This window comes from Salinivibrio proteolyticus (genome assembly GCF_027286365.1).
Taxonomy (GTDB): domain Bacteria; phylum Pseudomonadota; class Gammaproteobacteria; order Enterobacterales; family Vibrionaceae; genus Salinivibrio; species Salinivibrio proteolyticus.
This window is the reverse complement of record NZ_CP114585.1, coordinates 617,012-643,176: the sequence shown is the minus strand read 5'-3', so window position 1 is coordinate 643,176 and position 26,165 is coordinate 617,012. Positions and strand designations below refer to the sequence as shown.

Annotated in this window: 27 protein-coding genes and 1 pseudogene; 20 read left to right on the top strand and 8 right to left on the bottom strand. The window is 46.7% G+C overall.

Features of this window, described 5'->3' with window-relative positions; all coding sequences use genetic code 11:
* Positions 1-34: 34 nt before the first annotated feature.
* Positions 35-556 (bottom strand): HPP family protein, encoded by a 522-nt coding sequence (locus N7E60_RS16890; protein WP_077482089.1) that lies wholly within the window; start codon positions 554-556, stop codon positions 35-37.
* 103 nt (positions 557-659) lie between these two features.
* Between N7E60_RS16890 and N7E60_RS16885 the strand changes: the two genes are divergently transcribed.
* Together N7E60_RS16885 and N7E60_RS16880 are read left to right on the top strand one after the other, a co-directional pair.
* A complete protein-coding gene (locus N7E60_RS16885) occupies positions 660-1,187 on the top strand; it encodes a TetR/AcrR family transcriptional regulator (protein WP_269599030.1) in 528 nt (175 codons plus the stop codon).
* Positions 1,188-1,300: 113 nt separating this feature from the next.
* A complete protein-coding gene (locus tag N7E60_RS16880; protein WP_269598750.1) occupies positions 1,301-1,966 on the top strand; it encodes a type 2 periplasmic-binding domain-containing protein in 666 nt (221 codons plus the stop codon).
* Here the strand turns inward: N7E60_RS16880 and clcA are convergent, their stop codons facing one another.
* Together clcA and N7E60_RS16870 are read right to left on the bottom strand one after the other, a co-directional pair.
* Entirely contained in the window at positions 1,967-3,412 is a 1,446-nt protein-coding gene (gene clcA, locus N7E60_RS16875; RefSeq protein WP_408642353.1) for a H(+)/Cl(-) exchange transporter ClcA, read from the bottom strand. It lies immediately after the preceding gene.
* Between the two features lie 331 nt (positions 3,413-3,743).
* A complete protein-coding gene (locus tag N7E60_RS16870; protein WP_269598749.1) occupies positions 3,744-5,033 on the bottom strand; it encodes an alpha/beta fold hydrolase in 1,290 nt (429 codons plus the stop codon).
* A 202-nt stretch (positions 5,034-5,235) separates the two neighbouring features.
* Between N7E60_RS16870 and N7E60_RS16865 the strand changes: the two genes are divergently transcribed.
* The 4 genes from N7E60_RS16865 to N7E60_RS16850 all read left to right on the top strand — a co-directional run bounded on the left by N7E60_RS16865 (position 5,236) and on the right by N7E60_RS16850 (position 9,705).
* Positions 5,236-5,721 (top strand): MarR family winged helix-turn-helix transcriptional regulator, encoded by a 486-nt coding sequence (locus tag N7E60_RS16865; protein ID WP_269598748.1) that lies wholly within the window; start codon positions 5,236-5,238, stop codon positions 5,719-5,721.
* A 9-nt stretch (positions 5,722-5,730) separates the two neighbouring features.
* Positions 5,731-6,789, top strand: a complete 1,059-nt coding sequence (locus N7E60_RS16860; protein ID WP_269598747.1) for an HlyD family secretion protein — start codon at positions 5,731-5,733, stop codon at positions 6,787-6,789.
* 11 nt (positions 6,790-6,800) lie between these two features.
* Positions 6,801-7,838, top strand: coding sequence for a DUF2955 domain-containing protein (locus N7E60_RS16855; RefSeq protein ID WP_096632256.1), 1,038 nt, complete (start codon positions 6,801-6,803; stop codon positions 7,836-7,838).
* Between the two features lie 262 nt (positions 7,839-8,100).
* Positions 8,101-9,705 carry a methyl-accepting chemotaxis protein gene (locus N7E60_RS16850; protein ID WP_167315229.1) on the top strand — a complete coding sequence of 535 codons (1,605 nt, stop codon included), beginning with the start codon at positions 8,101-8,103 and terminating at the stop codon, positions 9,703-9,705.
* A 77-nt stretch (positions 9,706-9,782) separates the two neighbouring features.
* Here the strand turns inward: N7E60_RS16850 and N7E60_RS16845 are convergent, their stop codons facing one another.
* Positions 9,783-10,676: a LysR family transcriptional regulator gene (locus N7E60_RS16845; protein WP_269598746.1), complete on the bottom strand. Its 894-nt coding sequence runs from the start codon at positions 10,674-10,676 to the stop codon at positions 9,783-9,785.
* A gap of 146 nt (positions 10,677-10,822) precedes the next feature.
* Between N7E60_RS16845 and N7E60_RS16840 the strand changes: the two genes are divergently transcribed.
* From N7E60_RS16840 to N7E60_RS16830, 3 genes are all read left to right on the top strand, one after another.
* Positions 10,823-11,971, top strand: a complete 1,149-nt coding sequence (locus N7E60_RS16840) for an S-(hydroxymethyl)glutathione dehydrogenase/class III alcohol dehydrogenase (protein WP_069587906.1) — start codon at positions 10,823-10,825, stop codon at positions 11,969-11,971.
* Positions 11,972-12,009: 38 nt separating this feature from the next.
* Positions 12,010-12,846: an S-formylglutathione hydrolase gene (gene fghA, locus N7E60_RS16835; RefSeq protein WP_269598745.1), complete on the top strand. Its 837-nt coding sequence runs from the start codon at positions 12,010-12,012 to the stop codon at positions 12,844-12,846.
* Positions 12,847-12,954: 108 nt separating this feature from the next.
* Positions 12,955-13,572 carry a DJ-1/PfpI family protein gene (locus N7E60_RS16830; protein ID WP_269598744.1) on the top strand — a complete coding sequence of 206 codons (618 nt, stop codon included), beginning with the start codon at positions 12,955-12,957 and terminating at the stop codon, positions 13,570-13,572.
* 916 nt (positions 13,573-14,488) lie between these two features.
* On the opposite strand, the gene N7E60_RS16825 is transcribed toward N7E60_RS16830, so the two are convergent.
* Positions 14,489-15,445: an IS110 family RNA-guided transposase gene (locus N7E60_RS16825; protein WP_269597982.1), complete on the bottom strand. Its 957-nt coding sequence runs from the start codon at positions 15,443-15,445 to the stop codon at positions 14,489-14,491.
* 382 nt (positions 15,446-15,827) lie between these two features.
* Here N7E60_RS16825 and N7E60_RS16820 point away from each other — a divergent pair, with 382 nt between their 5' ends.
* From N7E60_RS16820 to N7E60_RS17445, 3 genes are all read left to right on the top strand, one after another.
* Entirely contained in the window at positions 15,828-16,538 is a 711-nt protein-coding gene (locus N7E60_RS16820; protein WP_269598743.1) for a hypothetical protein, read from the top strand.
* 83 nt (positions 16,539-16,621) lie between these two features.
* Positions 16,622-16,957, top strand: coding sequence for a transposase (locus N7E60_RS16815; RefSeq protein ID WP_106407015.1), 336 nt, complete (start codon positions 16,622-16,624; stop codon positions 16,955-16,957).
* A complete protein-coding gene (locus tag N7E60_RS17445) occupies positions 16,909-17,220 on the top strand; it encodes an IS3 family transposase (protein ID WP_408642352.1) in 312 nt (103 codons plus the stop codon). Before N7E60_RS16815 ends, N7E60_RS17445 begins: the two co-directional genes overlap by 49 nt.
* A gap of 34 nt (positions 17,221-17,254) precedes the next feature.
* Here the strand turns inward: N7E60_RS17445 and istB are convergent, their stop codons facing one another.
* The gene (gene istB, locus N7E60_RS16810; protein WP_269597949.1) at positions 17,255-18,016 is read right to left on the bottom strand and encodes an IS21-like element helper ATPase IstB; all 762 of its coding nucleotides are present in this window, start codon (positions 18,014-18,016) and stop codon (positions 17,255-17,257) included.
* Positions 18,003-19,043: an IS21 family transposase gene (gene istA, locus N7E60_RS16805; protein ID WP_269598742.1), complete on the bottom strand. Its 1,041-nt coding sequence runs from the start codon at positions 19,041-19,043 to the stop codon at positions 18,003-18,005. Before istA ends, istB begins: the two co-directional genes overlap by 14 nt.
* Before the next feature lie 92 nt (positions 19,044-19,135).
* Here istA and N7E60_RS16800 point away from each other — a divergent pair, with 92 nt between their 5' ends.
* From N7E60_RS16800 to N7E60_RS16790, 3 genes are all read left to right on the top strand, one after another.
* Entirely contained in the window at positions 19,136-19,747 is a 612-nt protein-coding gene (locus N7E60_RS16800) for an IS3 family transposase (protein WP_269598741.1), read from the top strand.
* A gap of 206 nt (positions 19,748-19,953) precedes the next feature.
* Positions 19,954-20,118 (top strand): hypothetical protein, encoded by a 165-nt coding sequence (locus tag N7E60_RS16795; protein WP_269598740.1) that lies wholly within the window; start codon positions 19,954-19,956, stop codon positions 20,116-20,118.
* Between the two features lie 13 nt (positions 20,119-20,131).
* Positions 20,132-20,671 carry a hypothetical protein gene (locus tag N7E60_RS16790; RefSeq protein ID WP_269598739.1) on the top strand — a complete coding sequence of 180 codons (540 nt, stop codon included), beginning with the start codon at positions 20,132-20,134 and terminating at the stop codon, positions 20,669-20,671.
* An 87-nt stretch (positions 20,672-20,758) separates the two neighbouring features.
* On the opposite strand, the pseudogene N7E60_RS16785 reads toward N7E60_RS16790, so the two are convergent.
* Positions 20,759-21,295 (bottom strand): annotated as a pseudogene (locus N7E60_RS16785) (IS256 family transposase); the annotation flags it as partial.
* 96 nt (positions 21,296-21,391) lie between these two features.
* On the opposite strand from N7E60_RS16785, the gene N7E60_RS16780 reads away from it, so the two are divergent.
* The 5 genes from N7E60_RS16780 (at position 21,392) to N7E60_RS16760 (ending at position 26,155) form a co-directional block, all read left to right on the top strand.
* Positions 21,392-22,188, top strand: a protein-coding gene (locus N7E60_RS16780; RefSeq protein WP_269597063.1) for an IS5 family transposase whose coding sequence is annotated in 2 segments (ribosomal slippage) — positions 21,392-21,730 and positions 21,733-22,188 — 795 coding nt in all. Because the reading frame shifts where the segments join, the coding sequence is not laid out codon by codon here.
* A gap of 136 nt (positions 22,189-22,324) precedes the next feature.
* A complete protein-coding gene (locus tag N7E60_RS16775; RefSeq protein ID WP_269598738.1) occupies positions 22,325-23,452 on the top strand; it encodes an ISAs1 family transposase in 1,128 nt (375 codons plus the stop codon).
* A gap of 296 nt (positions 23,453-23,748) precedes the next feature.
* Entirely contained in the window at positions 23,749-24,768 is a 1,020-nt protein-coding gene (locus N7E60_RS16770) for a hypothetical protein (protein ID WP_269598737.1), read from the top strand.
* An 8-nt stretch (positions 24,769-24,776) separates the two neighbouring features.
* A complete protein-coding gene (locus N7E60_RS16765; protein WP_269598736.1) occupies positions 24,777-25,409 on the top strand; it encodes a hypothetical protein in 633 nt (210 codons plus the stop codon).
* A gap of 137 nt (positions 25,410-25,546) precedes the next feature.
* On the top strand, positions 25,547-26,155 hold the full coding sequence (locus tag N7E60_RS16760; RefSeq protein ID WP_269598735.1) for a hypothetical protein: 609 nt from the start codon (positions 25,547-25,549) through the stop codon (positions 26,153-26,155).
* The last annotated feature ends 10 nt before the right edge of the window (positions 26,156-26,165 follow it).

Sequence of the window (26,165 nt, the reverse complement as noted above, 5' to 3'; positions counted from 1 at the left end):
GGTTCTGACTGATTGAAGCTAGCAAGGCTCTCGCTTAGCCTCGCTTGATCCCATGCCAATACACAGGCCAATGGTGCGGTTCACCGAGATTATTGATCACTGCTGCAATGGTTACCAGAGCGACACTGCCTGCGAGCACAGGCGTAAACAAATAATCGATGCCTACCACCTGAGTCCCCGCTAGCATGATTACCAGTGGATTCGCTCCTGCGGGTGGATGGACGGCGCGGCAGGCTTGCATCAGCATAATTGCAAGGCCAACTGCTAGTGCGATCATCCAGCTTTCATTTCCCACTCCATACAGCATCGCCAACCCCACACTGGCGGTCAGTAAGTGACCCACAATCACATTCCTCGGTTGCGCGAGCGGCGACTGAGGCGCTGCAAATAAAATCACACAGGTTGCGCCAAAGGGAGCCATCAGCCAGGGCACGCCGGTGGTTTGGTTCAGCACGGTTAAGGTGAGAATGCCGAAAAATCCACCCAGCAAGCCTTTTGTCAGTTGAATCCAAGTCGGTTTAGGCGGTAACGCACCGCCACCTTTTAGTCGTTTCATGGTCGTTCCTTCTATGGTTGATTAAAGTGTACCGATCTGTACACGTTGTTTTAAAGAGTACAGATCGGTACACTTCATGGCAAGTCTTTTTTTGGAGAGCATGATGAGCAAGCGCGATCACATCTTGGCGGTAGCCGAGTCGTTATTTAATCAGTTTGGTTACACTGCGGTGGGCGTCGACAAAATCCGTGATGAGGCCGCGGTCTCAAAGACCTCGATGTACCGTCACTTTGGTGCTAAATCGGCCTTGATTGAGGCTGTGCTGCAAGCGCGCCATACAAGATTTGAGCATGGACTGCAGCAGGCTATTGATGCACACCAGGATAAAGATGCTCAATTGACGGCACTCCTCGATTGGTATCTGGCGTGGTTTAAACAAGACGACTTTAAAGGCTGTATGTTTATGCACGCGATTGGCGAATTTAAGAGCAGTACAGACAGCCAAATTGCAGCGATTGCCAAAGCGCACAAAGACAAAATTCACGGCTTAATTGAACAGATTGTTGGCTCAAAGGCGGCTGCTGATGCGGTGATGACGCTGTTAGAGGGGCTGATCGTGCGGGCTGAATTTGAATCACTTCCCGACCGAGCGTCATGCCTTGCCATGTTACGAAGCTTAATAAGACCCTAGGAATAAGCCCAAACGTGACAGCGTCACTAATAAGTGCATAGACGATACGCCGGTGCTCTTCTAATCTTTAATCGTGGCGGTCAGTCTGAGGTGACAATGTGAAACGAGGGTGGATGCTGTGGTTGTTGGGCATAACATTCAGTGTGTCAGCAACCGAAATGATGGTCGCGTATCGAGTGCACACTGATGAATCGTGGCAAGCGACCCAAGCTATCATCACACAAGCTATGGCGAGGGTGGATCCTGAGATTGAATTACAATGGATTGCCATGCCGCTTAAACGTGCGGAAATCTCCCTCAACAAAGGCATTATTGATGCCGATACGGCGCGCACTCAGTTTGCGTATCAACACAGCGATGTCGTGACTTACCCTTCGGCGCCGCTTTTTCGTGTTGATTACTACTTATACGGTCGAACGCATGTGCTCTCGCCACAAGACTACAGCCAAGTGGTTGGGTTGTTTGGCGACCAGTTTGCACAAAAAATTGCTCAAAAATACCAATGGAACATGTTATGGGCACGGTCAGAGTCTGCGGCCTTGAGTATGCTACAAAACGAGCGGGCCCAAGCGATGGTGGGGCCCGGTATGTTTGATGACGAGCTTGGCGGAGAGGCATTGTCGCTGATTCGTCAAAGTGAAAAGCCCATTGCCTCCGTCTCACTTTTTATGGTGTTCCATCAGCGTCATGCAGCGCTAGCGAAGCGGGTAGGGGCTGTTTTGCAATCGATGAATGATAGCGGCACGACCGCCGCTATCCTTGCCAAACATGGATTATGATTATGGCTGTTGCTCAACCTGCAACTTTTGCTGCCGTACTTTTCGGCGTAACAGCTCGGTATAAATCGGTTGGCCACCCAGCAATTGGGCAAACAGCGTGGCACCCAGCGTGGTGATAATCAGGGGTAAGATCAGATAGTAATTGTTGGTCATCTCAATCACCAACAAAATACCGGTTATCGGCGCGCGCACGGTCGCGGCAAACAGAGCGCCCATTCCCGCAATTGCAAACATGCCCGGCTCAATGCCTATGTCAGGGTAGAGATTCGCAATCATCAAACCGAAGACGGTTCCCAGCAAGGTGCCAAGGGCTAACATGGGGGCGAAAATGCCGCCCGGTGCGCCGGAACCAAAGCAGATAACAGTCAGCAGCGTGCGCGCCATAAAAATAAACAGCAGTGCACTAATTGAATAGTTAAGCGTAACAAAATCAGGGACGAGGTTAATGCCGCCGTGCGTGAGTTCAGGCGCATACACCAGCAGTAAACCAAATATGCCCCCCAAGGTCGAACCCACAATTAACACGCGCTTTTGGCTGTTTTGATACAAGCGTTGAAAGTAATCTTGAAAGCGCATGATCAGGAAGTTAAAGATCACCCCAAACACACCAAAACAGCACCCCAACGCTAAGAAGAACCATAAAGAAATCAGTGGCGGTGTCTCGTATTGAGGCAACACAATGACAGCATCTTGGCCATTGATATAGCGAAACACAATGTCAGCAATGATTGCCGCAATGATCACCGCTTTAATGGAGATGAGGGTGTAGCGAAACTGTGGCCGCATTTCTTCAACCACAAACATGATCGCCGCAAGCGGGGCATTAAACGCGGCGGCTAAGCCTGCGGCGGCACCTGATGCGAGTAGGGTTTGATTGGTGTTACGGTCGTGAATGCGAAAGGTATCTGTCACCATTCGGCCGATATTGGCACCGATTTGGACACTCGGCCCTTCTCGGCCCAAAATCATCCCTGAGCCTAGCGCGCCCAAACCACCAAAAAATTTCACTGGGATTACCCGCCACCATCGTGTGGGACGAATACCTTCCATGGCACCTTCGACTTCAGGAATACCCGATCCCGCGGCTTCAGGCGCAAACCGGTGCACCAGCCAATAGCCAATTAAGGCAAGGCCCGCACTGATTAGAAAGGCGAGTAATCCCAATGGAATCATTGAGGTGATATTGCTATCGAGCCACTCGGTACGTGTTTGAGAAAGAGAGTGAATCGCGAGTTCAAAGAAGGTGACCACAATACCCGCGAGCAGGCCAATAACAACCGCTAACAATAAGACGGAAACGGGCGTTTTATCGCGTGACCACAACTTATCGAAGAAAACGCTAGATTTATAAAATACTGCCCTTTTCTTGCTTGATTTACTTACAATTTTCATCAATGTGAACGCAAAGGTTGAGAAGAAAAAACGACGATGAAGTGAGGGTCTCATGCTCCTGAGCCTACACCGTGCTGGGATACGTCCTGTAACCCGAGGAAACGCAATAATACTACGCCAATTAACATAACATGCAAGCATCGTTAGCCAGTGTGCCTACTTGGCTAGTCTGGGCTGGTGGGGGCGTGGTTTACGCTGATCAGTCAGGCTGCCTTGAAGGCGAGCGGGCGATTTTTATCGCATTTTCCCGAGTTCAATCGGTACTGACAAAGAGCGTAACACGTGTTAACTGTGGATTTTTTGATTTGAATTAGATCACAGTTTGCAGTGATGAAAAATTCCGCTGCGACAACACACTGTTGGGACGATGCGCAGCGGAGAGTCACTAGCCTTGGCGAGCGGCAAGGCTATCAGCGATGTCGATTAAGCGATCCAAAATACGTTCACCATCGACGCCAATGCCATTGTGCTCGTACTCGTTAGTCATCCACGCTTGACTGTTGGCAATCTGCGCCAAGGTTTGACGGGAATAATCGAACTCAACAAACATGTCATCGACGTAGGTGGCGCAGGCGAGCGGCACCGTATTGTGCTTGAGTACCTCAAGATCATAAAGCGCCGGCCAATCGCTCTTTTCCGCCAGTAACATGGCCGCGTCTTTGAGTGGTTTAAGGGTAGCCAGTTGATCAAACATCCACGGGTAAACCATTTCGCCGGTAAACCGGAACGGCTGATCGGGCTGATAGTGGAACTGCGGGAATTGATCGCGCACCCTGTGGGCTGACCACTGCGACGCCTGCTGCTGGCAGTAAATCGATTCATGCAAAATAGCGTAAAACGGGTTGGTTAAATACCCTTGGTCAGCCTGCATCGCATTTAAGAACGGGTAGCTTAAGGTACGCTCACCATTCACCTCTATAAAGGCTCGCTCTAGTAGGTAATACAGCGGCAGCCCGGCATGGCCGCGACCGAGATTCAGTCCCAGCGTTTGAAACTGCTCAACGGTAAACGGCTGACCATTTGGCAGCGTCACCGTATTGTTTTGCAAATACTGGGCAATCTCGTGACAGCGGGCTTGTGCGTCGGGGAATTGGGCGAAAAACTGCTGGTTTTTGTCTTCCACACGCTGATAGGTTTTTTGATACACCGCATCGGCATGTCCTTCAATCGGTGGGATACCGCCGGTAACAAACGCGCGCGATAGCGATTGTGGAAAGAACGACAAATAGGTGAGAGCACAGAACCCACCGAAGCTTTGTCCGAGGATCGCCCATTGCTTAATGCCTAACGCCTCGCGTAAACACTCGGCGTCTTTCACGATGCTGTCGGCTCGAAAATGGCTCAGATACGCTGCTTGCTCGGCAGGCGTGAGGTGGGCGAGAGTTTGGTGATTGACCGGCGAGCTTAAGCCTGTGCCGCGTTGGTCGAGCAACAACACGCGGTAATCGTCTAAAGCACGTTTTAGCCAGCCGCTTGCCCCATTCGGACGAGGAGACTCAAACCCAGGCCCGCCTTGAAAATACACTAACCACGGTAAATCTTGACCATTTTTGCGCGTATCCACCACTTCACGGGCGAAAACCGAAATCGATGGGCTGGTGGCGTCATGGTGATCCAGCGGTACATCAATGCGATGGCTGCGATAACAAATATGGCGATCCCAGAGTTCTTGCATAGTAATCCCTTTACAAACAAAACGATGACGCGCGCTAGATTATCAGAGTTAACCAACGGCGGCGAGCGGCTATCACGCCAGTAACCCGCCATTGTTATGTGACACAAATCACTTTTATATTTACTTAGCCTGCTAACTATTTTATAGTGACTGCTACTTATTACTTAGCAGGCTAAGTAATTTCGATTGAGGGAGAAAGCGCATGACATCGTCACATCCTGAACACATGTCGATTGCTGAACATTTAGGACGCACGGCGCGATTATGGCGTCGTGTCGCCGATTCTGAGCTGGCGCCATTGGGGCTGAGCTATCCACGCTGGAGTGCGCTGTGGATGCTGCGTCGATTGGGCGATGGCATCAGCCAGAGTGAATTGGCGCAGGCGCTCGAAATTGAGCTGGGCTCATTAATGCGGACCTTAAAACACCTTGAAACGCAGGGCCTGATCATGCGGCGCTGCTTGCCAGAAGATAAGCGCACCCGAACCGTGCATGTCACTAAAAGCGGGTGTGAATTAATGAGCCGCATTGAAGCGCGGGTGTTGCGGGTACGTAAGCATCTGCTGGCGGGCATTGCCGCCGAAGATTTTGACGCTTTGGAGCGGGTGCTGGTCACCATCAATCAAAATGCGATGGACTATACCGCCACCGCAAAAGATGACCAGAGCACAGAACAACAACAGAGGTAAGAAGTACGAATGACACCGGATGAAAAATTTGCGCGTTGGGTAAAAGTAGCCGCTCTCAGTTTTGTGTTGCTCTTTGGCTATTTTTTGCTGGCGGATAACGTGATGCCATTAACGCCTCATGCCATGGTGACACGCACCGTGACCAAAGTAGCACCACAGGTGAGCGGGCCGGTCAGTGCCTTGGCGGTGGAAAACAACCAAGGCGTGCATCAAGGGGATGTGTTGTTCCAAATTGATGATACCCCGTATCGGATTGCGGTCGACCAAGCCAAACTCGCCTTAGCTCAAGCCAGACAAACCAATGCTCAACTAGATGCGTCATTGATGGCGGCGCGGCAAGATGTTTCGGCCTTGGCGTCGGTGATGGCGCAGAAAGTGCGTGAAGCGAAACGCTTGAAAGCCTTATTCGCTAAAAATGGTGTTTCTCAGCAGCAGCGTGATGATGCAATCAGTGCGGCCAATACTGCTCGAGCCAATTGGGAAGCGGCCAAAGCGCGTGTCAGTGCGCTGCAAATTCAACGGGGCGGTGACGGTGCCAGCAATATTGCTGAACAAGTGGCATTGAGCAAACTAAAGAAAGCACAATTAAATCAATCCTACACCACAGTAAAAGCCAGCCATGACGGCGTGGTTACTAATCTGCAATTGGACGTGGGAGCCTATGCCAGCGCTGGACAGCCATTGATGGCGTTGGTGTCTGACCGCACCGATGTGATTGCCGATTTTCGTGAAAAAAGTGTCCGCGATGTGCACACCGGCACGCCGGTGAAGGTAGCGTTTGATAGTGAACCGGGCAAGCTTTACGCGGGACACGTGAGTAGCGTGGATGCGGGAGTCAGTGCTGGACAGATCGATGCCAACGGGCAACTGGCGTCGCCTTCCAACTCGAACCGTTGGGTGCGTGATGCGCAGCGGATGCGTCTGCACATTCAACTCGATGAATGGCCCCCTCATGCGCTGCCGACCGGCGCCCGTGCCACGGTGCAACTTATGCCAGACAGCTGGATTGGAGCCGTATTCGCCCGCGCCCAAGTCGGCTTTTTAAGCCTGCTGCACTACATCTACTAAGGAGGTGAGCGATGGCTTTATGGCATCACCCCTTAAGTGATAACGATGTGCGCCAGTGTTTGCGGATTGCTACCGGCGCCACATTAGGCTTTACGGTATGCAAGTTTTTTGATTGTAACTTTGGGGTATTTTTTACCGTTACCCCCATGCTACTGCTGGGCTTAGTCCCAGTGATGAACGGTCGCGCGGCGCGTCAATTGCTTGCTTCCGCGGTGATCAGTGGCTTAGAAGTGGGTGTGCTCGGGGGCTTGTTGGGAGCACACCCGGGGCTGATGACGCCACTCGTCTTTGTGCTGTTCACCTACAAATTTGCGTGCATGTCTAAAGGACGCTTTTTTCTGTTTGGTGCCAACAGTGTGTTGAGCCTGAGCATTATGCTGCATTTTGCCAGCTATCCAGATTTGCCACTTAACACGCTGGTTTTTGGTAACTTAGGGGCCAATATCCTTTCGGTATTGATTGCCTACTTGGTGACGTGGCTGATCCCGGATGTGACTGAGCGTCAGCCGCCTGCCATGCCCGCGGGAGGAAAACAGACTCACCGTATGCGCCACGAGGCACTAATGGGAGCCTCGTTAGCGACCATTTCCTTTGTGGTCTTTCAGTTGTTTGATTTGCGCGACTCCATTTCAGCGCAGGCCACGACTGTGTTATTGCTGTTTCCCATGCACTGGAACGGCACGTTAAGTTATGCGCGAAAACGCGCGGTAGGCACGGTGCTTGGCGTCGCGTATGGGGTAGCATGTCAAGCAATACTGTATGACTGGTTTGGGGTGTTGATCTTGGTCGCGCCGCTTTTGTGGATAGGGACGCTTTTATTCGCCAAAGCCCATGTGAAAGAAGCCAGTGGTTCAGGGGTTGGATTTGGCGCGATGGCCACCTTGGGGATCCTGTTTGGGCAATACTTAAGTCCCAGCCAAGATTTTATGTATGATGCGCTTTACCGCGTCAGCAGCAATATTGTGGCGATAGTGATCACCTTAATGCTGTGTTTTGCGCTCCACAAACTGCTTAATTACTTTCCTGCCACGCGATTTGGGACCGCCTAAAATGTTAGAAAAATTGGCGAACGGTATGGCCTTTCATCGTCAATGCAAGCGATACGATTTTGTGCGTAACCGCGCATGAATATTTGACTTTTGCGAGGCGTAACTTGTTTATCAGTTACGCTGTCGCTATTATTTGCGCTGACATCCATGTACAGAGAGGAAGTCAGCCGTCTCTCGCCCCTTTTGGCCGAATTAGGCTACCGGCTTATAGCACGCCGACGTTGACGGTTTCCGCCCCTCCCATTGCCAGTAAGGTAGCGTAGTGAAAAAACTCATCTTAATTGTGGTGTGTGCCATGTTTGCGGTGGCGGCAATTGCCAGCATCACCGCCACAACTTTTATCTCACACGATGAAATCGACCACATCATTCTCAAGCGTTCGAAAGCGCAGGCAGAGCTGCTTGCGGATCGCGCCGAGTACATCCTGTCGAACTCGTCAACGCCAACCGACGATTTGCAGGAGATGGTCAGCGGTCTCAAAGTACGCAGTGACATCAGCTATGCCGTCGTCATTGATAAAAACGTCAAAGCCATTGCCCACAGTGATATGCAGAAACTGGGCAAAGTCTACACCGACAGCTACACAGTGGCGGGGGCTAACCAAGGTCAACCACAGCATTCACGCTGGTACGCTGATGTGCAAGATGTGTGGGTGTACGACATCATGATGCCAATCTACGTCGATGGCCGCCTATGGGGCGCGTTTGATGTTGGGATCCCAATTACAGAAGTGGATAGCGCGGCCAATGGCATTGCGATTGCGCAGCTGACCGCGATTGGCTTGATTTTTATTGCCTGTACCCTCGTGCTGGTATGGCTATTGGGCCGACTGTTCGCGCCGCTGAAAGGCCTTGAGCACGCGCTGGCCGATATCTCGAAAGGGGACGGTGACCTGACTGTGCGTTTGCCTGTCACTGGCAACAACGAGATCACCCGTATTTCGGTGGCCTTTAACACCTTCGTCGAAAAAATCGACCAAATCATTGCACATGTAGTGGAAACCGGTGAAGAGCTTGGCCGTTCAGCCGAGTCGCTGCGCGACAAAGCCGCGCAATCGCTAAAACGCGGTGAATCACAAAGCGAGCAAGCGCTGCTGGTCGTGACCTCGATGAATGAGATGATCGCCACCATCAACGAAATTTCGCAAAGCGCGTCAAACGCCGCAGATTCGGCCTCGTCAGCCAACAGCGAAACCGAAGCCGGTAAGCAAACCTTGACCGAAGCGACCCAGACCATCAACCAACTCGACACCGAGATGGACAACATGTCGACGGTGATCACTTCGCTGGCTGATCGCACCCAGTCGATTGTCTCCATTTTGGATGTGATCCGTGGCATCTCAGAGCAAACGAACTTGCTTGCCTTGAACGCAGCCATTGAAGCAGCGCGCGCTGGCGAAGCGGGACGTGGTTTTGCGGTAGTGGCGGACGAAGTACGCAGTCTGGCGACCAAAACGTCGCAATCAACCGAAGAGATTCAATCGACCATTGATCAGCTTCAGCAAGAAGCGAAAAACGCGGTTGAGGCAATGGACACCAGTAAAGCCCTGACCAGCGAAGGGAACCGCGCGACCGAGCAAGCTCTGACGGCGCTAGAAAGCATCGCGATGCAAGTGAGCACCATCTTGGACATGAACACCCATGTGGCAACGGCGACCGAAGAGCAATCAAGCGTAGCCAATGAAATTAACGTCAACATGGATACGGTTAACCAAGCGGCGCAAGCCGGGCTGGACGATAGCCATAGCCTAGAAGCGAGTAGCCAAGACTTAGCAGGGCTTGCACGCACTCTCGATCACTATGTGGGCGCGTTTAAAGTCTCAGCAATTAATAAAGCGGACACGTCACTGCGCGCGTCGCGTGACTAATCGACCGTTTTTGAACATCTTCGACCCGATCGCCAGCCTTGTGCTGGCGATTTTTTTAGCGGGTTCCAGAGTGGCGGTTAAAAATCGGGGGCGGGTTGAGTGGGCAAGTGTTGGACTAAATACGCCAATAATGCCGCCACTTTGGGCTGAAGCTGACGTCCGCGTGGATAAAGCGCCCAAATGCCTTCTTCTTCTATCCGATAATCCACCAATACTTCTTCTAATGTTCCCTCGGCTAAGGCCTCTTGCACATAATAATGCGGCAACTGCGCGAGGCCAATGCCTTGCTTGGCCGCCTCGAGTAACGCCACGCCAGAATTACAGCGCAGCCGCCCCGAAACCGTGAGGGTGCGGACTTTATTGCTCGCTTGATAATGCCAGTGTTCGTTGGAGCCAACCAAACAAACATGGCGATTGAGATCGTTTGGCGTCAGCGGCCGGCCGTGTGCTGCCAAATACGCTGGGCTGGCACAAATGGAGAGCCGTCGAGAACCCAAGCGTTTCGCTTTCAGGCTGGAATCTGCGAGATGACCAATACGGATCGCCACATCGGTGCCAGTTTCAATTAGATCAATTCGACGATTGGTCAGGTGCAAGTCCACCGACACATGAGGATATTGCCGCAAGAAGGGGGCCAGCAAGGGCGCGATATATTGTTCGCCAAAATTCACCGGCGCCGTCACCCGCACTAATCCGGTGGGAAGCGCTTGTGATTGGGTAATGGTTTGCTCGGCCTCTTGCAAGGCAGCCATCAGCGGACGGCAACGTTGATAATAGTGCTCGCCTTCATCCGTTAGCGTGACTTTACGGGTGGTGCGATGAAAAAGCTTCACCCCCAAATGAGCTTCTAGCGCCGCAACTCGCCGACTTACCGCCACCACATTGGTGTCGAGCTTATAAGCGGCCTGAGTAAAACTGCCGTGCTCAGCCACCGCTAAAAATTCGTTTAATCCTTCCCAATGGGGTGCCATGACTGTCTATCCTGTCTATATTATCGGACAACGCATTATTACGTGAGTGAAATAATAATTTTCAATTTTGCTGGATTATAACGAAAAGCAACTTAGCTAGTATAGCGTGACACGAATTACTCCCTTGAACTCAAAAGGATTCTGCAATGGCACTAACCATCAAGCCGGGACAAACCCACATTAAATCCAAAGCCGCCGTCGCATGGGGGCCAGGCCAACCACTGAAAATGGAAGAGGTTGACGTTGAACTGCCCAAGCCGGGCGAGGTGTTGGTCAGAATCGTCGCAACTGGTGTGTGCCATACCGATGCGTTCACCTTATCGGGCGACGATCCTGAAGGGGTATTTCCTTCCATTCTCGGCCATGAAGGCGGCGGGATTGTTGAAATGGTCGGCGAGGGTGTCACCAGCGTGGAAGTGGGCGACCATGTGATCCCGCTTTACACCGCCGAATGTGGCGAGTGTAAATTCTGCCGCTCAGGCAAAACCAACCTATGCGGTGCGGTGCGTGAAACCCAAGGCAAAGGCTTGATGCCAGACGGTACCTCACGCTTTTCGATTAACGGCGAGACCATTTTCCACTACATGGGCTGCTCGACCTTCTCCGAATACACGGTACTGCCCGAGATCTCTTTGGCGAAAGTAAGCAAAGCCGCACCGCTCGAAGAAGTCTGCCTGCTTGGCTGTGGCGTGACCACTGGCATGGGCGCGGTAATGAACACTGCCAAAGTAGAAAAAGGCGACACGGTGGCGATTTTCGGCCTTGGCGGTATTGGCTTATCTGCAGTGATTGGTGCGCGTATGGCCGGCGCGAGTCGCATCATCGGCATTGATATCAATGAGAGCAAATTCACCCTTGCCAAGCAGCTGGGCGCCACTGATGTGATTAACCCAAAAGACTACGATCAGCCAATCCAGCAAGTGATTGTGGAGATGACTGACGGCGGCGTTGATTACTCGTTTGAATGTATCGGCAATGTGGATGTGATGCGCCAAGCACTGGAATGCTGCCACAAAGGCTGGGGCGAGTCAGTGATCATTGGGGTTGCCGGTGCAGGCCAAGAGATTTCAACCCGTCCGTTCCAGCTGGTGACAGGGCGCGTTTGGAAAGGCTCGGCGTTTGGTGGCGTTAAAGGTCGCTCAGAGCTGCCCGGCATTGTTGAGCGCTACCTCGATGGTGAATTTGGCCTACAAGAATTCATTAGCTACACCATGGGCCTTGATGAAGTAAACCGTGCCTTTGACCTGATGCACGAAGGCAAAAGCATTCGCAGCGTGATCCACATGGATAAATAACAGGACGGCCGCCGTGGCAACGCGGCGGTAAAATAACCATGCAACTAGAAAAAATAAGCGAAAACAAAGTCGCAGGCGGTTGGCACCAACGTTGGCAGCATGACTCGAGCGCCATCAAAGGCAAAATGACGTTTGCGATCTTTCTGCCCGAAAAAGCAAAAAAACAACCCGTGCCGGTGCTCTATTGGCTCTCGGGCCTAACCTGCACCGACGAAAACTTTATGCAAAAGGCCGGCGCGTTTAAACAAGCCGCCACCTTAGGCATGGCGATTGTGGCGCCAGACACTAGCCCGCGCGGCGATGACGTGGCGGATGCCAATCAATACGATCTCGGCCAAGGGGCGGGGTTTTATGTTAATGCCACCCAAGCGCCGTGGCAGTCGCACTACCAGATGTACGACTACGTTGCGCACGAACTGCCGGAGCTGATTGAATCGCACTTTGCGGTCAACAACCAGCGCGCGATTGCCGGACACAGCATGGGCGGCCACGGCGCACTAGTGATTGGTTTACGTAACCCGTCACGTTATAGCAGCATTTCGGCGTTCAGCCCGATTTGTCATCCCACCGAGTGCCCGTGGGGCAAACAGGCCTTTAGTGCCTATTTAGGCGATGACGAACAAACATGGCAAGCCTACGATGCCACCGTGTTACTCGCCCAAGGCCCCACCGCCATGCCGATGCTGGTGGACCAAGGCGACAAAGACGGCTTTTTGGCCGAACAGCTTAACCCGCAAGCCCTGAAACAAGCGGCCGAGAAACACAACTCCCCGCTCACCTTGCGCATGCAACCCGGCTACGACCACAGCTACTTTTTCATCAGTACCTTTATTGATGAACACCTCGCCTTCCACGCCACCCGCTTTGCGCGGTAGGGTAAATGCTCCTCACCACCGTATACATGTTATGCGGTGGTTTGCTCTCCTTTTATCGTAAAGCATGATATCTTATTGAAATAACTGGTTATAATGTAAAAGGATATTATGTATACCGTTGCGATTGTGCTATTTGATGCGTTTACCGACATCGATTTCTTTCTCATGCGCGATATCTTTGGACGCCTCCCTCAACATTGGAATGTACGCGTACTTGGTACCAAATCCGAACACATATCGACGCTTGGGCTCTCGGTAACAACAGATGGTGAACTCAGTGAAGCAAGTGAAGCTGATGTTGTATTGATTACCAGTGGCTATAAAGGCGTACCTGCCGCATTAAACGACGATGCGTTTATGAAAGCTCTATCGCTTAATCCCAATCACCAACTTATCGGCTCGATTTGTGCGGGCTCCTTTATTTTGTATCGATTAGGGTTGTTAGGCGGGCGTCAACTGACCACGCATCCCGATGCTAAACCTGCCCTTGAAGCCATGGGCGCAGAAGTGCAAGACCAGCCGTTAGTGATTGATGGCAATATCGCCACGGCTGGTGGATGTTTATCGGCACTTTATCTAACTGGATGGGTGACAGAACGCTTATTTGATACAAACGTGCGCCGAGAAATGCATCGTCAATTGCTCCCCGCAGGACAAGCCGCAACATATGAAGCTCTGATTGAAGAAACAATTCAGTCAGCAAAAGTCACTCCTCTTCCTACCTAAAATCTCGTTCAATCAAAATAACTCGCAACGTTCAAACCCCAATCAGGCGATTACGACTCGCCTTTTTGGGACCAATCTAACAAAACAAGGCTTGGCTAACACTTTGGACAATAGCGCACGAAAACCAACACAGCGCTTGATACACTAACCTGCAAAATAGCCAATCAAATGGCGTGTTAGGTGCCGACAACTGATCGGCGGTAGCGTGTGGCTAAACACTGGATGCTTAACCAGCTTATCGGCTAGATACAGGCAAAAGCGTGCACGTTTATCCGTGACAGATTCACACTATCCCAGAATGGATGATTAAAAGAGTCTATAAGTCATGAGGTTACAGCTTGATACTTGGGGATAGTGTGAATGCCTAAGTTGAGATAGGCGGCATGCACACTTTCACGGAAGAGCAGTATCCACTAGAGGTGAGAAATTCTAATAATAACAGTCTATTAGGTAGAAAAGAGTGCGTATAACGGTTTTGGGAAATCGTGCGTGCATACTAATACAATGTTATGTAACCGTAAAGAAAAAGACCGCAATGTATTGAAAATTAAAAATATTTTTATGCTTTTGCTTTTTTAAGTTGGCTTCTACTTCACATGTTTATGGTTTTAACTTATTGTTTTAATTTTTTATTTGTAAAATTTGTAAAGTCAGTCTTATTCATATTGGCTTAGCTTTCGTCTTCTTGTTCTTCGAGTTTTCCGTTTGTTCTTAATGGTTCAGTGGGTTTGCGATAAGTTTGGTGGCAGTCATTTTTTTCTTTGAACTAGGGCTCGCAGTTTCGTCGTTGTCACGCAAATTCTACTGGGTTACTGTTAACTTTTCATGTAAGTTAAACGATATTTGGTAATGTTGTTCTTTGTAATGCTTTGAAATAGTTAGAAAAGTTACATAACAAACGAGTATGTCGTCAATCCTAAATTTTAGCGAGATTTTTATCCCACATCACGCCGTCTCTGAGCATCGAATTTAAGATCACTACCATCTTGCGCACACAGGCAATAATGGCGACTTTTTTCGGCTTTCCAGCGGCGACTAATCGGGTATACGTCGCTTTAAAAACAGGATTACATTGCATCGCAGACATCATCGCCATATATAACACGGTACGAACTTGAGCACGTCCACCTTGGATCACTCGTTTGCCTTTATATCGCCCACTTTCTTTTGTCACGGGTGCAACACCAATGAGTGATGCCGCTTGTTTGTTAGTTATATAGCCCAGCTCAGGGACGTTACTGATGATAGATGCTGCCGCAATGCTGCCAATGCCAGGCACGCTTTGTAAGAGCGTATTTTTAGTCTGATATTCAGGGCATGCTTCAATCAACTTCACGAGTTTTTGTTCGATGTTGGTGATTTGATTTTTCATCGCAGTGAGCATGGGTTTGATGGTTGAATGCAAGGTTTTGGGCAGTATCTGCAAGCGGTTCTTTTCCATCGTTTGCATAGATAGGAGCTGGTTTCTCCTGATGACTAAGTCACTCATTAGACGTATATTTTCCGCCTTGATAATGGTGATTTCAGGCTTAATGGCGTCGCCATAATGTGCAATTAACTCAGCATCTAAGCGGTCATTTTTCGCTCTGCGGCCAATGGCGCCGGCGAAGCGTTTAATGTGCACAGGGTTGGCGCGTACGATGGGTAAATTGGCTTCAATACACGCGAGCACAAAGGGCATTTCTAATCGGCCAGTGGCTTCAATGATGATGCGCTCAGGCTGATATGGCTTGATGATTTTCAATGCATCTTTAATGCCTTTATCAGTGTTTGGCACAGAGAAGAAGTGCGCAGTTGGTCTGACGTAGATGTCGAGTTGCGCTTTGCCGGTATCGACGCCGATGTAGATGTTTTGATTGGATGCAGTATTCATAATAAGCTAACTCTTGTTTGCGTAATACGGGTTCGAGACCCAGTCGAGTATTCGAGTTTGGTGCTTGGAGTTCTAAGGTGCGTTCATGTTTGTTATCGGTCTCTCGACAGAGGAGCCAGCGTTCAATCGAACTGCACATTAGAAAGCTTTAGTTGCAGCTAAAGCCTGGGTCTCACTTTACCCAAATACGGGTGAGATTATCCATACAAAGCATTCAAGAGGGACAGTCAACGCTTGGCAGTTTTGGTTTGGTTGGCATTTGAGGTTACGGCTGGCTAGTTTGAGTTTAGTTGTTTACGTTGCCTGCCCCTTAATGCGGCGTTAGGTGCTAAATCGTGCCGCATGTTAATGGTCGAACTAAATTGAAAATTCAGGTTAAGAAATGAGATTAGATAATAGGGAACTTTACGAGTTACTATCTGAAAAGGAAGTTACTCATTTTCATCATGCCAATACAGTTGCGACATCAATTACCTTTATTGAAAACAATGGTTTGTTGTCTAGAGGCGATGTTGCAAATAATGGACTGTACCAAACCCCTCAAGCTTCAGATGAAGAAGACATTAAGTTTGATGTTTGGGGGGATGTGTTCATTGATACTGTAGATCTTCATGGCTTATTTCCAAGGCAAAATTTGTATGGGCCAGTCTTATTTAAATTCGGTCTCGATTTCCTGTTGAATGAAGACCTGCATGTTTGGGTTACCAAAAATAATCCTATGTTTTGGAGTGATAATTTAACTCAAGAGGATAAATACTTTCAGAGTGTGGGTGAGCTTAGACAACGATGGAACGAGTTTGACACTCAGAGAAAAATGGTAACAATTAGAAAGCCTCAAAGACCAGTATTGTTTCAATATTTGGAAGAAATCATTATTGATAACCCTAAGGTGATTATAAATGATGATATAAGCCTTAGAAGAGAGTCGCAGAATGCGTTATACCTTGCTACAGAACAGCACCCTCAACTGAGGAATATAATTCGAGTGCGAGAGTGTGGGTATTGTTTTTGTACTCAGAACTATCTAAATGACATTACTGTGCCTGAGTTAGCTAGGTTGTTCTTACCAAAAAATCATGCATATTTCGATTAAATCGCACCTAACAAAAAATTTAAGAGTGATTCTGGACTTGATCCGTTTTACTGGACACGCATCGACGACCTGAGGAGGTCAGTATGCCAGCCTATAAAACGGGTAAAAAGACAGCGCAATATTCACTAGACTTCAAACTGAAAGCGGTTGAATGGAGCTATGAAACGCATCGAACAGTGAAGTCGGTTGCAGAGGCGCTTGATATCCATCCATTCATGCTATCGAAATGGCGTAAAGCGTATCGAGATGGAGAGTTTGGTATGGTCAAGTCCCTAAAAAATAAAGTGAAGCCAGACAAGGCGAAGGATGAGTTATCGGCGCTCAAACGACGGATCACGGAGCTTGAAGAGGAGAACGATATCTTAAAAAAGTGGCAACGCTTTCAAGCAGAACAAAGGCGCAAGCCTACCGATTCGTAAAGCAATATAGTGATGTTTACTCAGTAAAGAAGCTGTGTAGGCACCTTTCTGTGTCTCGTAGTGGCTATTATGATTGGCTAAGCCGCGGACAGTCAGGACACGCGCGCGCAGATAGTGAGCTAGGCGCAGAGATAGCGTTCATCTACCGTAAAAGCGAAGGCAGATATGGGAGTCCTAAAATCCATGCGGCGTTGAAGGCAAAAGGTCTCGCAGTGAGTCGTAAGCGTGTTGTCAACGATCACCGAAAACTGATCCACTTTTAGCTTAAAAACGATCAATCAAAATTGATCCACCCTTTTAGTCAGGTATTGCTCCTGAGCGTTGTTTATCTTTCAATCGATAACTATCACCACTTAACTGCAGAACATGGGAGTGGTGAAGTAGTCGATCTAACATCGCTGCCGTTAATGTCGCATCATCGGCAAATGCGCTTGGCCATTGGCCAAACGATAGATTACTGGTCAAAATAATGCTGCCATACTCATAGCGCTTAGCGATCACATTAAAAAATAGGTTCGCTTCTTCTCGTCCAAATGGCAGGTAACCGATTTCATCAATGATCAATAACCTTGGGGCCATCACGGAGCGAGAGAGGTATTGCTTCAGCTTGTTTTGCCGTTTAGCGGTCGATAATTGCAGCATCAAATCAGCAGCAGTGATAAAGCGCGTTTTCTTTCTAGCCTGTACGGCTTTTAGTCCCAACCCGATAGCTAAATGCGTTTTACCGACACCGCTTGGTCCAAGTAGCACCACGTTTTCATTACGTTCAATGAAGGTCAGCGCACTTAATTCTTGTATCTGCTGTTTCGGGACGCCGGTGGCGAACTTAAAATCAAACGTACTTAACTCTTTATGCGCGGGAAAACCTGCCATACGACTGAAAAGCTGTCGGGTTCGCTCGTCTCGTTGTTGTTGCTCGCTTTCCAATAACGCGCGTAGAAATTCACCATAACTCTTTTCTTGAGCAATACATTGCTCAGCCAACGATGGCCAAGAGGCGGCAACAGAGCTGAGTTTCAGTGAGTCACAGAGATGACCTATTTGTTCATGCAGTAGCATGGTCACCTCCTAACAACGCTTCGTAAACGTTCATGGGATGTTGTAGATTGATGGACTCTCGTGGCGGCACAATACGGATATCTGGGGCACACTTGTGTTGGCTTGCACCCTGTACGAACTTTGGCAGAGGAAGTAACTGTTTCACTTCTTCTCGCAAGCGCTCAGCAGGGACAGCTAACGTGGTGCCATGAATGCGTTGATTCGCCACACGTTGTAACCATGGGCCGACTTTTGCGTTGGCTATTTGTACATCCAGCTCGAGATTTTGCGCGCGCAATTCGGCGCTAAGTGGCACAACGAAGCTGTTTTTTAAGTAGTGGTTAAAACGCTCAACTTTCCCCTTGGTCTTAGCTCGATAGGGTTTACAAGCAACCAGCTTAAAGCCGTAGTCTTTCGACATCTGTAGCATCTCATCATGCAACTTATGTTCGCCTTGTGCATAAGCATCTCGCTCAATGATGAGCGCTTTAGCGTTGTCACACAGCACTTGCTCGGGTACTCCACCGAAATACTCAAACGCTTCTTTTAAACCTTGTTGCCATGCATGCGCACGCTCGTTATCAAAGAATTTGACGAAAGTGGCGCGCGAGTAACCTAACGTTGCGACAAAGGCTTTGAGCGGCCGTTTACCGAGACGAATGGTGGTAAAGTCGATTTGCATTTGCTGCCCTGGTAGCGTTTCAAAACGGACAACCGGCTCAGGAGTGGAACAAAGCTTAAACTGACACACAAAGCGTCGGAGCTGAGCAATACCGCCTGGATAACCGCGTTGGACGACCTCGTCAAACAAGACGGTGGCAGGTATCCAATCGGGTTTGGCCTGCTCAATTCGTTGGACGAGATAGGGTTTAAAGGGCGCTAGTTTTGTCGCGGGTTGTGCTCGTTGCGCGTAATTGGGCATCTGATGCTGCTGCAAATGATGCTTTACGGTGTTACGAGAGATGCCTAATTGACGGGCAATTTTACGAATACTTTGGCCTTGTGCAAAGCGAACATGAATATCCACAAATGTCTCCTTGGTTAACATAAATCACCCGTACAAAAAATAAACGGATGATACCAAGTGGATCAGTTTTCGATGATCGTTAGTGGATCAGTTTTGCATGATCGGTGACACGTGTGGCCCGCTTGATGCGAGAAGCCGGTTTAAAGGCGAGAGTGGACCGTGTTTACCGTCGTCAGAAAAAGAGTCGGACGTTCTTTAAAGGACTCGTCAATCGACGTTTAGAACAAGAAAAAGCGAGCAAAATCAATCAACAATGGGCCGCGGATGTTACCTACATAAAAGTAGGAAACCGATGGGGCTACTTAGCGGTAGTGATTGATGTTTACTCAAAAAAGGTACTTAGCTGGGCGCTAAGCGACAGACTTGATTCAAACTTGACGATGTTCACCATCGTCAAAGCACTCGCTAGCCGAAAGCCTAAACGGGGACTGCTATTTCATACCGACAGAGGGCGCGAGTATTGTGCGGATAGGGTGCGACATTTACTGGCGGAACACGGTGTTGAGCAGAGCATGAATCGGCCAGGGAAATGTACGGATAATGCAGAAGTCGAGTCGTTCTTTAAATCGCTTAAGGGCGAGTTAATCAAAGACGCGCCGATTGCTAACTTAAGTCACTTACGAGAGAAGCTCAGAAAATATATTCAGTACTTTTATAATCGAACACGGTTACACAGTAGCATTGGCTATATGTCGCCGATAGCGTTTGAAAAACAATGTACTTAACGAAAGACGTGTCCGTTAAAGTGGATCAACATCATTCCCAACGCTTGGCATTTTCGCTTCAAGGTTGGGTTTTGTGTTTACGGTGCAATGGTTTAGGTTAGGTGGTAGCGTTGCTCACACCTTAATTTGGCGTTATGTGCCATCGCTGGCTATTTGCTTCTGACTCCCATAAAATAGTAGGAGTGTTTATTACGTGGATCTGAAAAATGTTATTGAGCAAGAAAAATCAAAAACTTGAGTTTTCAGAAAAGGTTATGAAGCGTGTGCAGGAACATAAGCCCGTTTCAGATGATGTGAAACGTATGTTTAACAGTGAAACTAAGGCGAGTTTGAATGAGCGCTTTAAGAAAGCTAAAGCGAATCTGTCGTAGGCTAAAATTCCAGATGTCCAAAAAGAAATACAATCAAGTTTATGAAACTCTTGTTGAAAATGAAGACGATTTAGTGGGTCAGATTGCTTACTGCATGTATAAGCTCAATAAGCAAAAATATATCAAGTCATTTGAAGCTGAACACAGTCGTCCCCCCGAAGATAAAGAACTTCAAAGCTATGTCAAATGTAGCGAAATCCCCAAACTTTCTATATATGAAGCGCAAGCTGCTGAGTTAATTTCTAATACACTTTCTCAAGCTGTTTCCGAAAGAGAGGTTGAGCTTAATCAACAGTTCGAAAAAAAACTCAAGAAGTTCGTCTATGATTATGAGCCAGCGGGCTTTTTTGAGAGAAACTTCTTTACGCACACCAAAGGGGCGTTTAGTGGGTTGCTAGGTAACTTGCTAACGACTGTAGTTTTTGTCGGCTTTTTGTATTCAATCGCACCTAGCGATGCTAGAGATGAGTTTATTGTTGCAGCGTCTAAAAACTTAATCGCAGCATTAGCTACTTTCTTAAATGTTGATATTGGCTCTATCACTACTGGTTAGATGCACATAACACATATGAGCCCTTCTCCGGTCAATAGGCAATAGCATTTTTTGGGAGGGTGTTCATAGTTCTGTGTCACCCAACGTTTAAAGATCTACGTAGTCGTCGAGCCGTCCTTCGAAGTGGATGCTCAGTTGGGACAATGTCAGGTTCCAATTCTGCACCGGATGCGTCCACTTCTCTGACGCCTTCAACATACCTGCATACAGTAACTTGAGCAATGCGTTCTCGTTGGCAAAGCCACCTTTGGTCTTCGTCAGTTTGCGGAATTGGCGATGAACAGCCTCAACGGCATTGGTCGTGTAAATCGCTTTGCGTACCTGTTCTGGGTACTTGAAGTACACCGATAGGTTTTCCCATTTGCTGCGCCACGACTTTATGACCAGTGGATATTGAGCCCCCCATTTACTTTCCAGTTCATCTAACGCTTGCTCTGCGGCGTTTTGGGTCGTCGCGCGGTAAACGCACTTCAGATCGGACATAAAGGCTTTCTGATTCTTGCTGGCCACGTACTTCACGCTGTTGCGGATCTGATGGATGATGCAGAGCTGAACCTCCGTCTTGGGATAGACAGTTTCAATGGCTTCAGGGAAGCCCTTTAATCCATCAGGGAAAACGCATGAAGATCCGCGGCATGCCTGGGTTAGCGAATTAATGACTAAGAACCTATCTCAATAGGTGTTGTCTGAGTAAATCAACACCTATTGAAAATACTGTAAATGAATTCGACACAATACCTAATCTCTGACGCCCTTTGGGCAAAAATTGAGCCGCTTTTACCAATCCACAAGACGAACCATCCTCTAGGAACACATCGAAAGAGAGTCGATAATCGTGATGCCATGAACGGCATCCTCTTTGTTCTCAGAACTGGTTGTCAGTGGAATGCGCTTAACGCGACAGGTATTTGTTCCTCTAGCTCTGCACATCGTCGTTTTCAAGAGTGGCGAGATGCAGGAGTCTTTGAGCGATTTTGGCAAAATGGCCTGATTTACGAAGGGGTTGATTGGAGTTCCATATCAATGGACGGGTGCCAAACTAAAGCACCTTTAGCTGGCTCAAAAAAACAGGTAAGAACCCAACAGACCGTGCGAAACAAGGCGTAAAACGCAGTTTGTTGACGGATGCGAATGGATTGCCACTGGCTGTTGTTAGCGATGGCGCAAACGTCCACGACATTAAGCTGGTACTTCAAACATTAGATGCACTAGAGTGTTATCGGCCGCCGCTGAAAGTACCTTTGTACCTAGACAAAGGTTATACAGGCCAGTGGTTACATGATGAACTGGTTGCTTTGAACTACATTCCCCATGTTCAATCACGTGCTGAAGAGGCCGCGAGCTTGAAGCAATCGGATGATTTTAAGGCTCATCGTTGGGTTGTGGAGCGAACTCATAGCTGGCTAAACCGTTATCGTAGATTGCTTGTTCGTTGGGAAAAGAAAATCGAAAACTACGAGGCCATGTTGCATTTTGCTTGTGGCCTCATTGTTTGGAATAAATCCCTTTTGGGATAGGTTCTAAGTTGTTACTTAAGGCTAAAAACCGTGCGTCATGCCATGTTTATTAATTAAAATAAGTGAAAATAAGGGATCAATTTGTTGATCATTTTCAGTGCGATTTAATGGTCTCCTAACGTTTAGGAGATTTTAAATGACAGAAGATAAAAGCCCATTCATGCATTTCTTTTCCATTAAAGACATTCGCCAAGAAGGTAAAGTTGAACATACGTTATCAGATATTATTTTGATAACGATTTGTGCGGTGTTGTCTGGTCATGATACCTGGAAAGGTATGAGTGATTATGGACGTAAGCAGCGTGATTTTTTATTACGCTTTGGCTTCTCAGGTAAAACATCACCCTCGGCAGATACGATTGCAAGAGTGATGGGAACCATCAGTACAAAAGCATTACAAAAAGCCTTCATAGAATGGATGAAATCGTGTCATGAATTAACGGATGGTGAAGTAGTTGCCATTGATGGAAAAACACTGAGGGGTTCATATAACCGAGCAACAGACCAAGCTGCGATTCATATGGTTAATGCGTTCGCAACCGCAAATGGTGTATGCCTCGGACAGTCAAAAGTAAATAGTAAAACCAATGAGATCACTGAAATACCTAAGCTGCTGGAATTACTCGACATTTCTGGGTGTTTAATTACTATAGATGCCATGGGTTGTCAGCGAAAAATCGCACAAAAAATCATTAATAAAAATGCCGACTATTTGCTTGCTGTTAAAGGAAACCAAGGCAAGTTAGACAAAGCGTTTGATAATTATTACCGTCCTTCAATGCTTCAAAACTTTGATGGTGATAGCTACGCATCACAAGAGAAATCGCATGGACGTTTAGAAACACGATGTGCACTGATTAATACGGATTTAAGTGTATTAGGTGATTTGGCTTACGATTGGCCTGAATTAAAAACGATGGGCATCATGGTGAGTGTTCGACAAGAGGGAAAACACGCCGAAGAGTCAGATATTTCAGTGCGCTATTATATAAGCTCAAAAGCACTGACAGCGAAAGAGCTTCATGATGCCACGCGCTCACACTGGTTAATTGAATCAATGCACTGGCAACTTGATGTTGGATTAAAAGAAGATGCTTGCCGAATAAGAGTCGATGACCGAGCGGAAGTTTTTGCACGAATAAGGCAAATGGTTCTGAATTTATTAAAGCAAGAGAAGAGTTTTAAAGCCGGTATTCAACGCAAGCGAATGATGTGCGCGATGGACCAAGAGTACCTGGCGACCGTGCTGGGAAGCCTTTCGTGACGCGGATGTTCATGCGTTTCCGTGAAGTTTATCCGTGACAGATTCACACTATCCCAGAATGGATGATTAAAAGAGTCTATAAGTCATGAGGTTACAGCTTGATACTTGGGGATAGTGTGAATGCCTGAGTTGAGATAGGCGGCATGCACACATTCGCAGGCAAAGTGGTTGTTTGCAGCATTAAAAATGTGCTTAATTACAGTAGGTTAGTTAAAAAATGACGCGTATAACGGTTTTGGGGAATCGAGCACGCACACTAATACAATGTTACATGCTTAAGGAAAAAAGAGTATCAAATGAAGAAAAATTATAATGTTGAATTCTGGAATTTTGTTTGTCATTTTGGTCAACACAAATTGTTAGATCATTATGTAGATCTTGTACACCCAGCTTTTGTCAATAATCATGTTAGAACATATGGTGATTCTAGATGGCTCTTTAATGGAGTACAATTAATTGAAATCGATATTGATAATGAAGTTTTACCATTTATATATGGAAGAATTGTAAAAGACACAATTTTAGAACGAGAGCAGATTCTTCAAGATGGTGATTTGGTCGACGATAGTTTGTCTATGCAAAGTTCACCTTCTTCAATTTTTATTTTGTCTTTAAAAGAACATCGTATATTTTTCATAAAGGAACACAAAGATGCTCCGACAATGGATAGTTTTAAAACAACAATTGAAAGGTTTATTAATGACGAAAGAATAAATTTGATCAATGAAATATTTGATGGAGAAAAGAAGCAAAAGGAAATTCATGGTGGTAACTATAGAGTAACTAAAAAGAAAGACCTCGAAGTTAGATATCCAAAACCTGACATTGAAGTTATTCCACTATCGTCAGACGCTGACATTGAAGAATTTATCAAAGGCATGAAGTCAATAGATAAACTTACATTAAATCTAGTTATGCCTAATAGTGAATCGGATTGTAATGGTTTCTTTAAATGCTGGCGCGATGAAAATAAAAAATTAAAACAGTCAAAAAGTAAAGTTGAATTTACAAAAAGTAAAAAATCTTTACCACATGATGAAGTTGCAAATTTATCTAAAGAAGCCATTAATGACGGGAATGTTCTAATTAAACTTAATGGGAAAGATATTAATAATGACAAGCTTGTTGGTACTCATGATGAATTTAAATTAACTAGGTCAATCAATGAGATAAATGAAACTCCAACTTTATTAGTTAAAGAGACTTATGAATCATTTTTGGGTTTAATTAAGGATGGGGTTATTCGAGAACCAAGGATATCAAATTTAAGTAAAGTCAAAGAAAAAATAGGCTATATACTTAGCATGCTAAAGTAGGAGTTATTGTGGATAGTGAGAAGGAGCATTTAGATGACATAACAGCAGAGAATAGTTTCTGGTGCTTGTATAAAGTAATTAGAAATATGAAAGATAGTAGTGATAACATGCTGGTTTTTTTTGCTACTTTTTTGATTATGTTGTTTTTGAACTCAAGTTCAACAACAACGACAGAAATGCTGTTGAATGAAATACAACTTGTTTCAACGAATATAATAAACTGGTCAGTATCAATAGTTGGGTTTATACTTGCAGGTTATTCTATATATTCGACCTTATCTGATAAAGAGTTGCAATACTCAATGTCAAGGTTTATTGATGATAGATATAACATCAGCTACTTAAAAAGTAGTCACTGTGTGTTCATTAAGGTAATAATTGACATTATTTCTTTGTCTCTGCTGACATATTTGTATTCATCATTCATGCGTACAGATATACCAAAAGGTATTTCTAATGTTTATCTTTTTGAAGTTTCAATTTATAAGATTTATTTATGCTTCACACTTTCACTTCTTCAATCTTTCTTTGTGCTTATTCTGATGATGTGTAAATCATTTATATATAATGTTTATCACAGTATTATGACATCAATAAGATGGTATGGTGAGAATAAAGTTGATAGTGAGGAGCGTGAGTAGATTCACGCATGTAACAAAAACATCAAGTTGACGCCTTTTACTCGGCATTTTTGGTATGGAGTCCAGTGCGCTTGGTGGGTTTATCGTGGCGCAACTTATGTTCGGCGTTTTATATGCAAATATTCAATGGAGGAGAAATGCCAAAAATTAGTGGTGATGACATCATAAGCGATCTTACAGAAAAGAGTGGTCGTAGATTACTGGTTGTTTCATTTATGACTATTCTAGTGAAGCTTTACGATATCGATTTAGGTGAATTAAATCTGTTCGGCATAAATGTTCCTGCGGATCTCTTTGACCTACTTGCTGTTATTTTAATGGTATATTTCTTTTACACACTGTTGGTCAATTGGTTAGGTGACTTGGCCGGTTTCAAACTTTGGTTCTCAAACAATAATATACATTCTAATTTTGGAACCAATATGGAGCTTGATAAAAATTTTTTAAACGGTGGTCGTGAATTATTACGTAGACTTCATGAACTTGAGTTTAATGGACAGTTCCCGAATGCTTACGATGAGGTTGACGAAGAAACCAAGAAAAAGTATATAGATTTCAAAACAAACGTTGAGCTCTACTGTGTAAGGCTTGAAGGTGCTGGTCAAAGGTTTAGTGCCTTGTCTAAATATGGGCATTTTTATATATGGTTTCAGTCTTTTTTATTACCTATTATTGTATCCGTAGTAGCCTTGTACTTGGTTTGTTCGGAAGGATCTTTTCAACTCCCAGTAGGTATTAGCATATAACAAACGAGTA

Bases quoted from the DNA above. Each gene is read 5' to 3' on its own strand.
- N7E60_RS16770 (WP_269598737.1), top strand. From the start codon at position 23,749: ATGAAGAAAAATTATAATGTTGAATTCTGGAATTTTGTTTGTCATTTT.
- N7E60_RS16760 (WP_269598735.1), top strand. From the start codon at position 25,547: ATGCCAAAAATTAGTGGTGATGACATCATAAGCGATCTTACAGAAAAG.
- istB (WP_269597949.1), bottom strand. From the start codon at position 18,016: ATGCTACTGCATGAACAAATAGGTCATCTCTGTGACTCACTGAAACTC.
- N7E60_RS16890 (WP_077482089.1), bottom strand. From the start codon at position 556: ATGAAACGACTAAAAGGTGGCGGTGCGTTACCGCCTAAACCGACTTGG.
- N7E60_RS16860 (WP_269598747.1), top strand. From the start codon at position 5,731: ATGACACCGGATGAAAAATTTGCGCGTTGGGTAAAAGTAGCCGCTCTC.
- N7E60_RS16880 (WP_269598750.1), top strand. From the start codon at position 1,301: ATGCTGTGGTTGTTGGGCATAACATTCAGTGTGTCAGCAACCGAAATG.
- N7E60_RS16885 (WP_269599030.1), top strand. From the start codon at position 660: ATGAGCAAGCGCGATCACATCTTGGCGGTAGCCGAGTCGTTATTTAAT.
- N7E60_RS16820 (WP_269598743.1), top strand. From the start codon at position 15,828: ATGAGATTAGATAATAGGGAACTTTACGAGTTACTATCTGAAAAGGAA.
- N7E60_RS16790 (WP_269598739.1), top strand. From the start codon at position 20,132: ATGTCCAAAAAGAAATACAATCAAGTTTATGAAACTCTTGTTGAAAAT.
- N7E60_RS16845 (WP_269598746.1), bottom strand. From the start codon at position 10,676: ATGGCACCCCATTGGGAAGGATTAAACGAATTTTTAGCGGTGGCTGAG.
- clcA (WP_408642353.1), bottom strand. From the start codon at position 3,412: ATGAGACCCTCACTTCATCGTCGTTTTTTCTTCTCAACCTTTGCGTTC.
- N7E60_RS16865 (WP_269598748.1), top strand. From the start codon at position 5,236: ATGACATCGTCACATCCTGAACACATGTCGATTGCTGAACATTTAGGA.
- N7E60_RS16795 (WP_269598740.1), top strand. From the start codon at position 19,954: ATGTTATTGAGCAAGAAAAATCAAAAACTTGAGTTTTCAGAAAAGGTT.
- istA (WP_269598742.1), bottom strand. From the start codon at position 19,043: ATGTTAACCAAGGAGACATTTGTGGATATTCATGTTCGCTTTGCACAA.
- N7E60_RS16870 (WP_269598749.1), bottom strand. From the start codon at position 5,033: ATGCAAGAACTCTGGGATCGCCATATTTGTTATCGCAGCCATCGCATT.
- N7E60_RS16855 (WP_096632256.1), top strand. From the start codon at position 6,801: ATGGCTTTATGGCATCACCCCTTAAGTGATAACGATGTGCGCCAGTGT.
- N7E60_RS16840 (WP_069587906.1), top strand. From the start codon at position 10,823: ATGGCACTAACCATCAAGCCGGGACAAACCCACATTAAATCCAAAGCC.
- fghA (WP_269598745.1), top strand. From the start codon at position 12,010: ATGCAACTAGAAAAAATAAGCGAAAACAAAGTCGCAGGCGGTTGGCAC.
- N7E60_RS16825 (WP_269597982.1), bottom strand. From the start codon at position 15,445: ATGAATACTGCATCCAATCAAAACATCTACATCGGCGTCGATACCGGC.
- N7E60_RS16830 (WP_269598744.1), top strand. From the start codon at position 12,955: ATGTATACCGTTGCGATTGTGCTATTTGATGCGTTTACCGACATCGAT.
- N7E60_RS16815 (WP_106407015.1), top strand. From the start codon at position 16,622: ATGCCAGCCTATAAAACGGGTAAAAAGACAGCGCAATATTCACTAGAC.
- N7E60_RS16775 (WP_269598738.1), top strand. From the start codon at position 22,325: ATGACAGAAGATAAAAGCCCATTCATGCATTTCTTTTCCATTAAAGAC.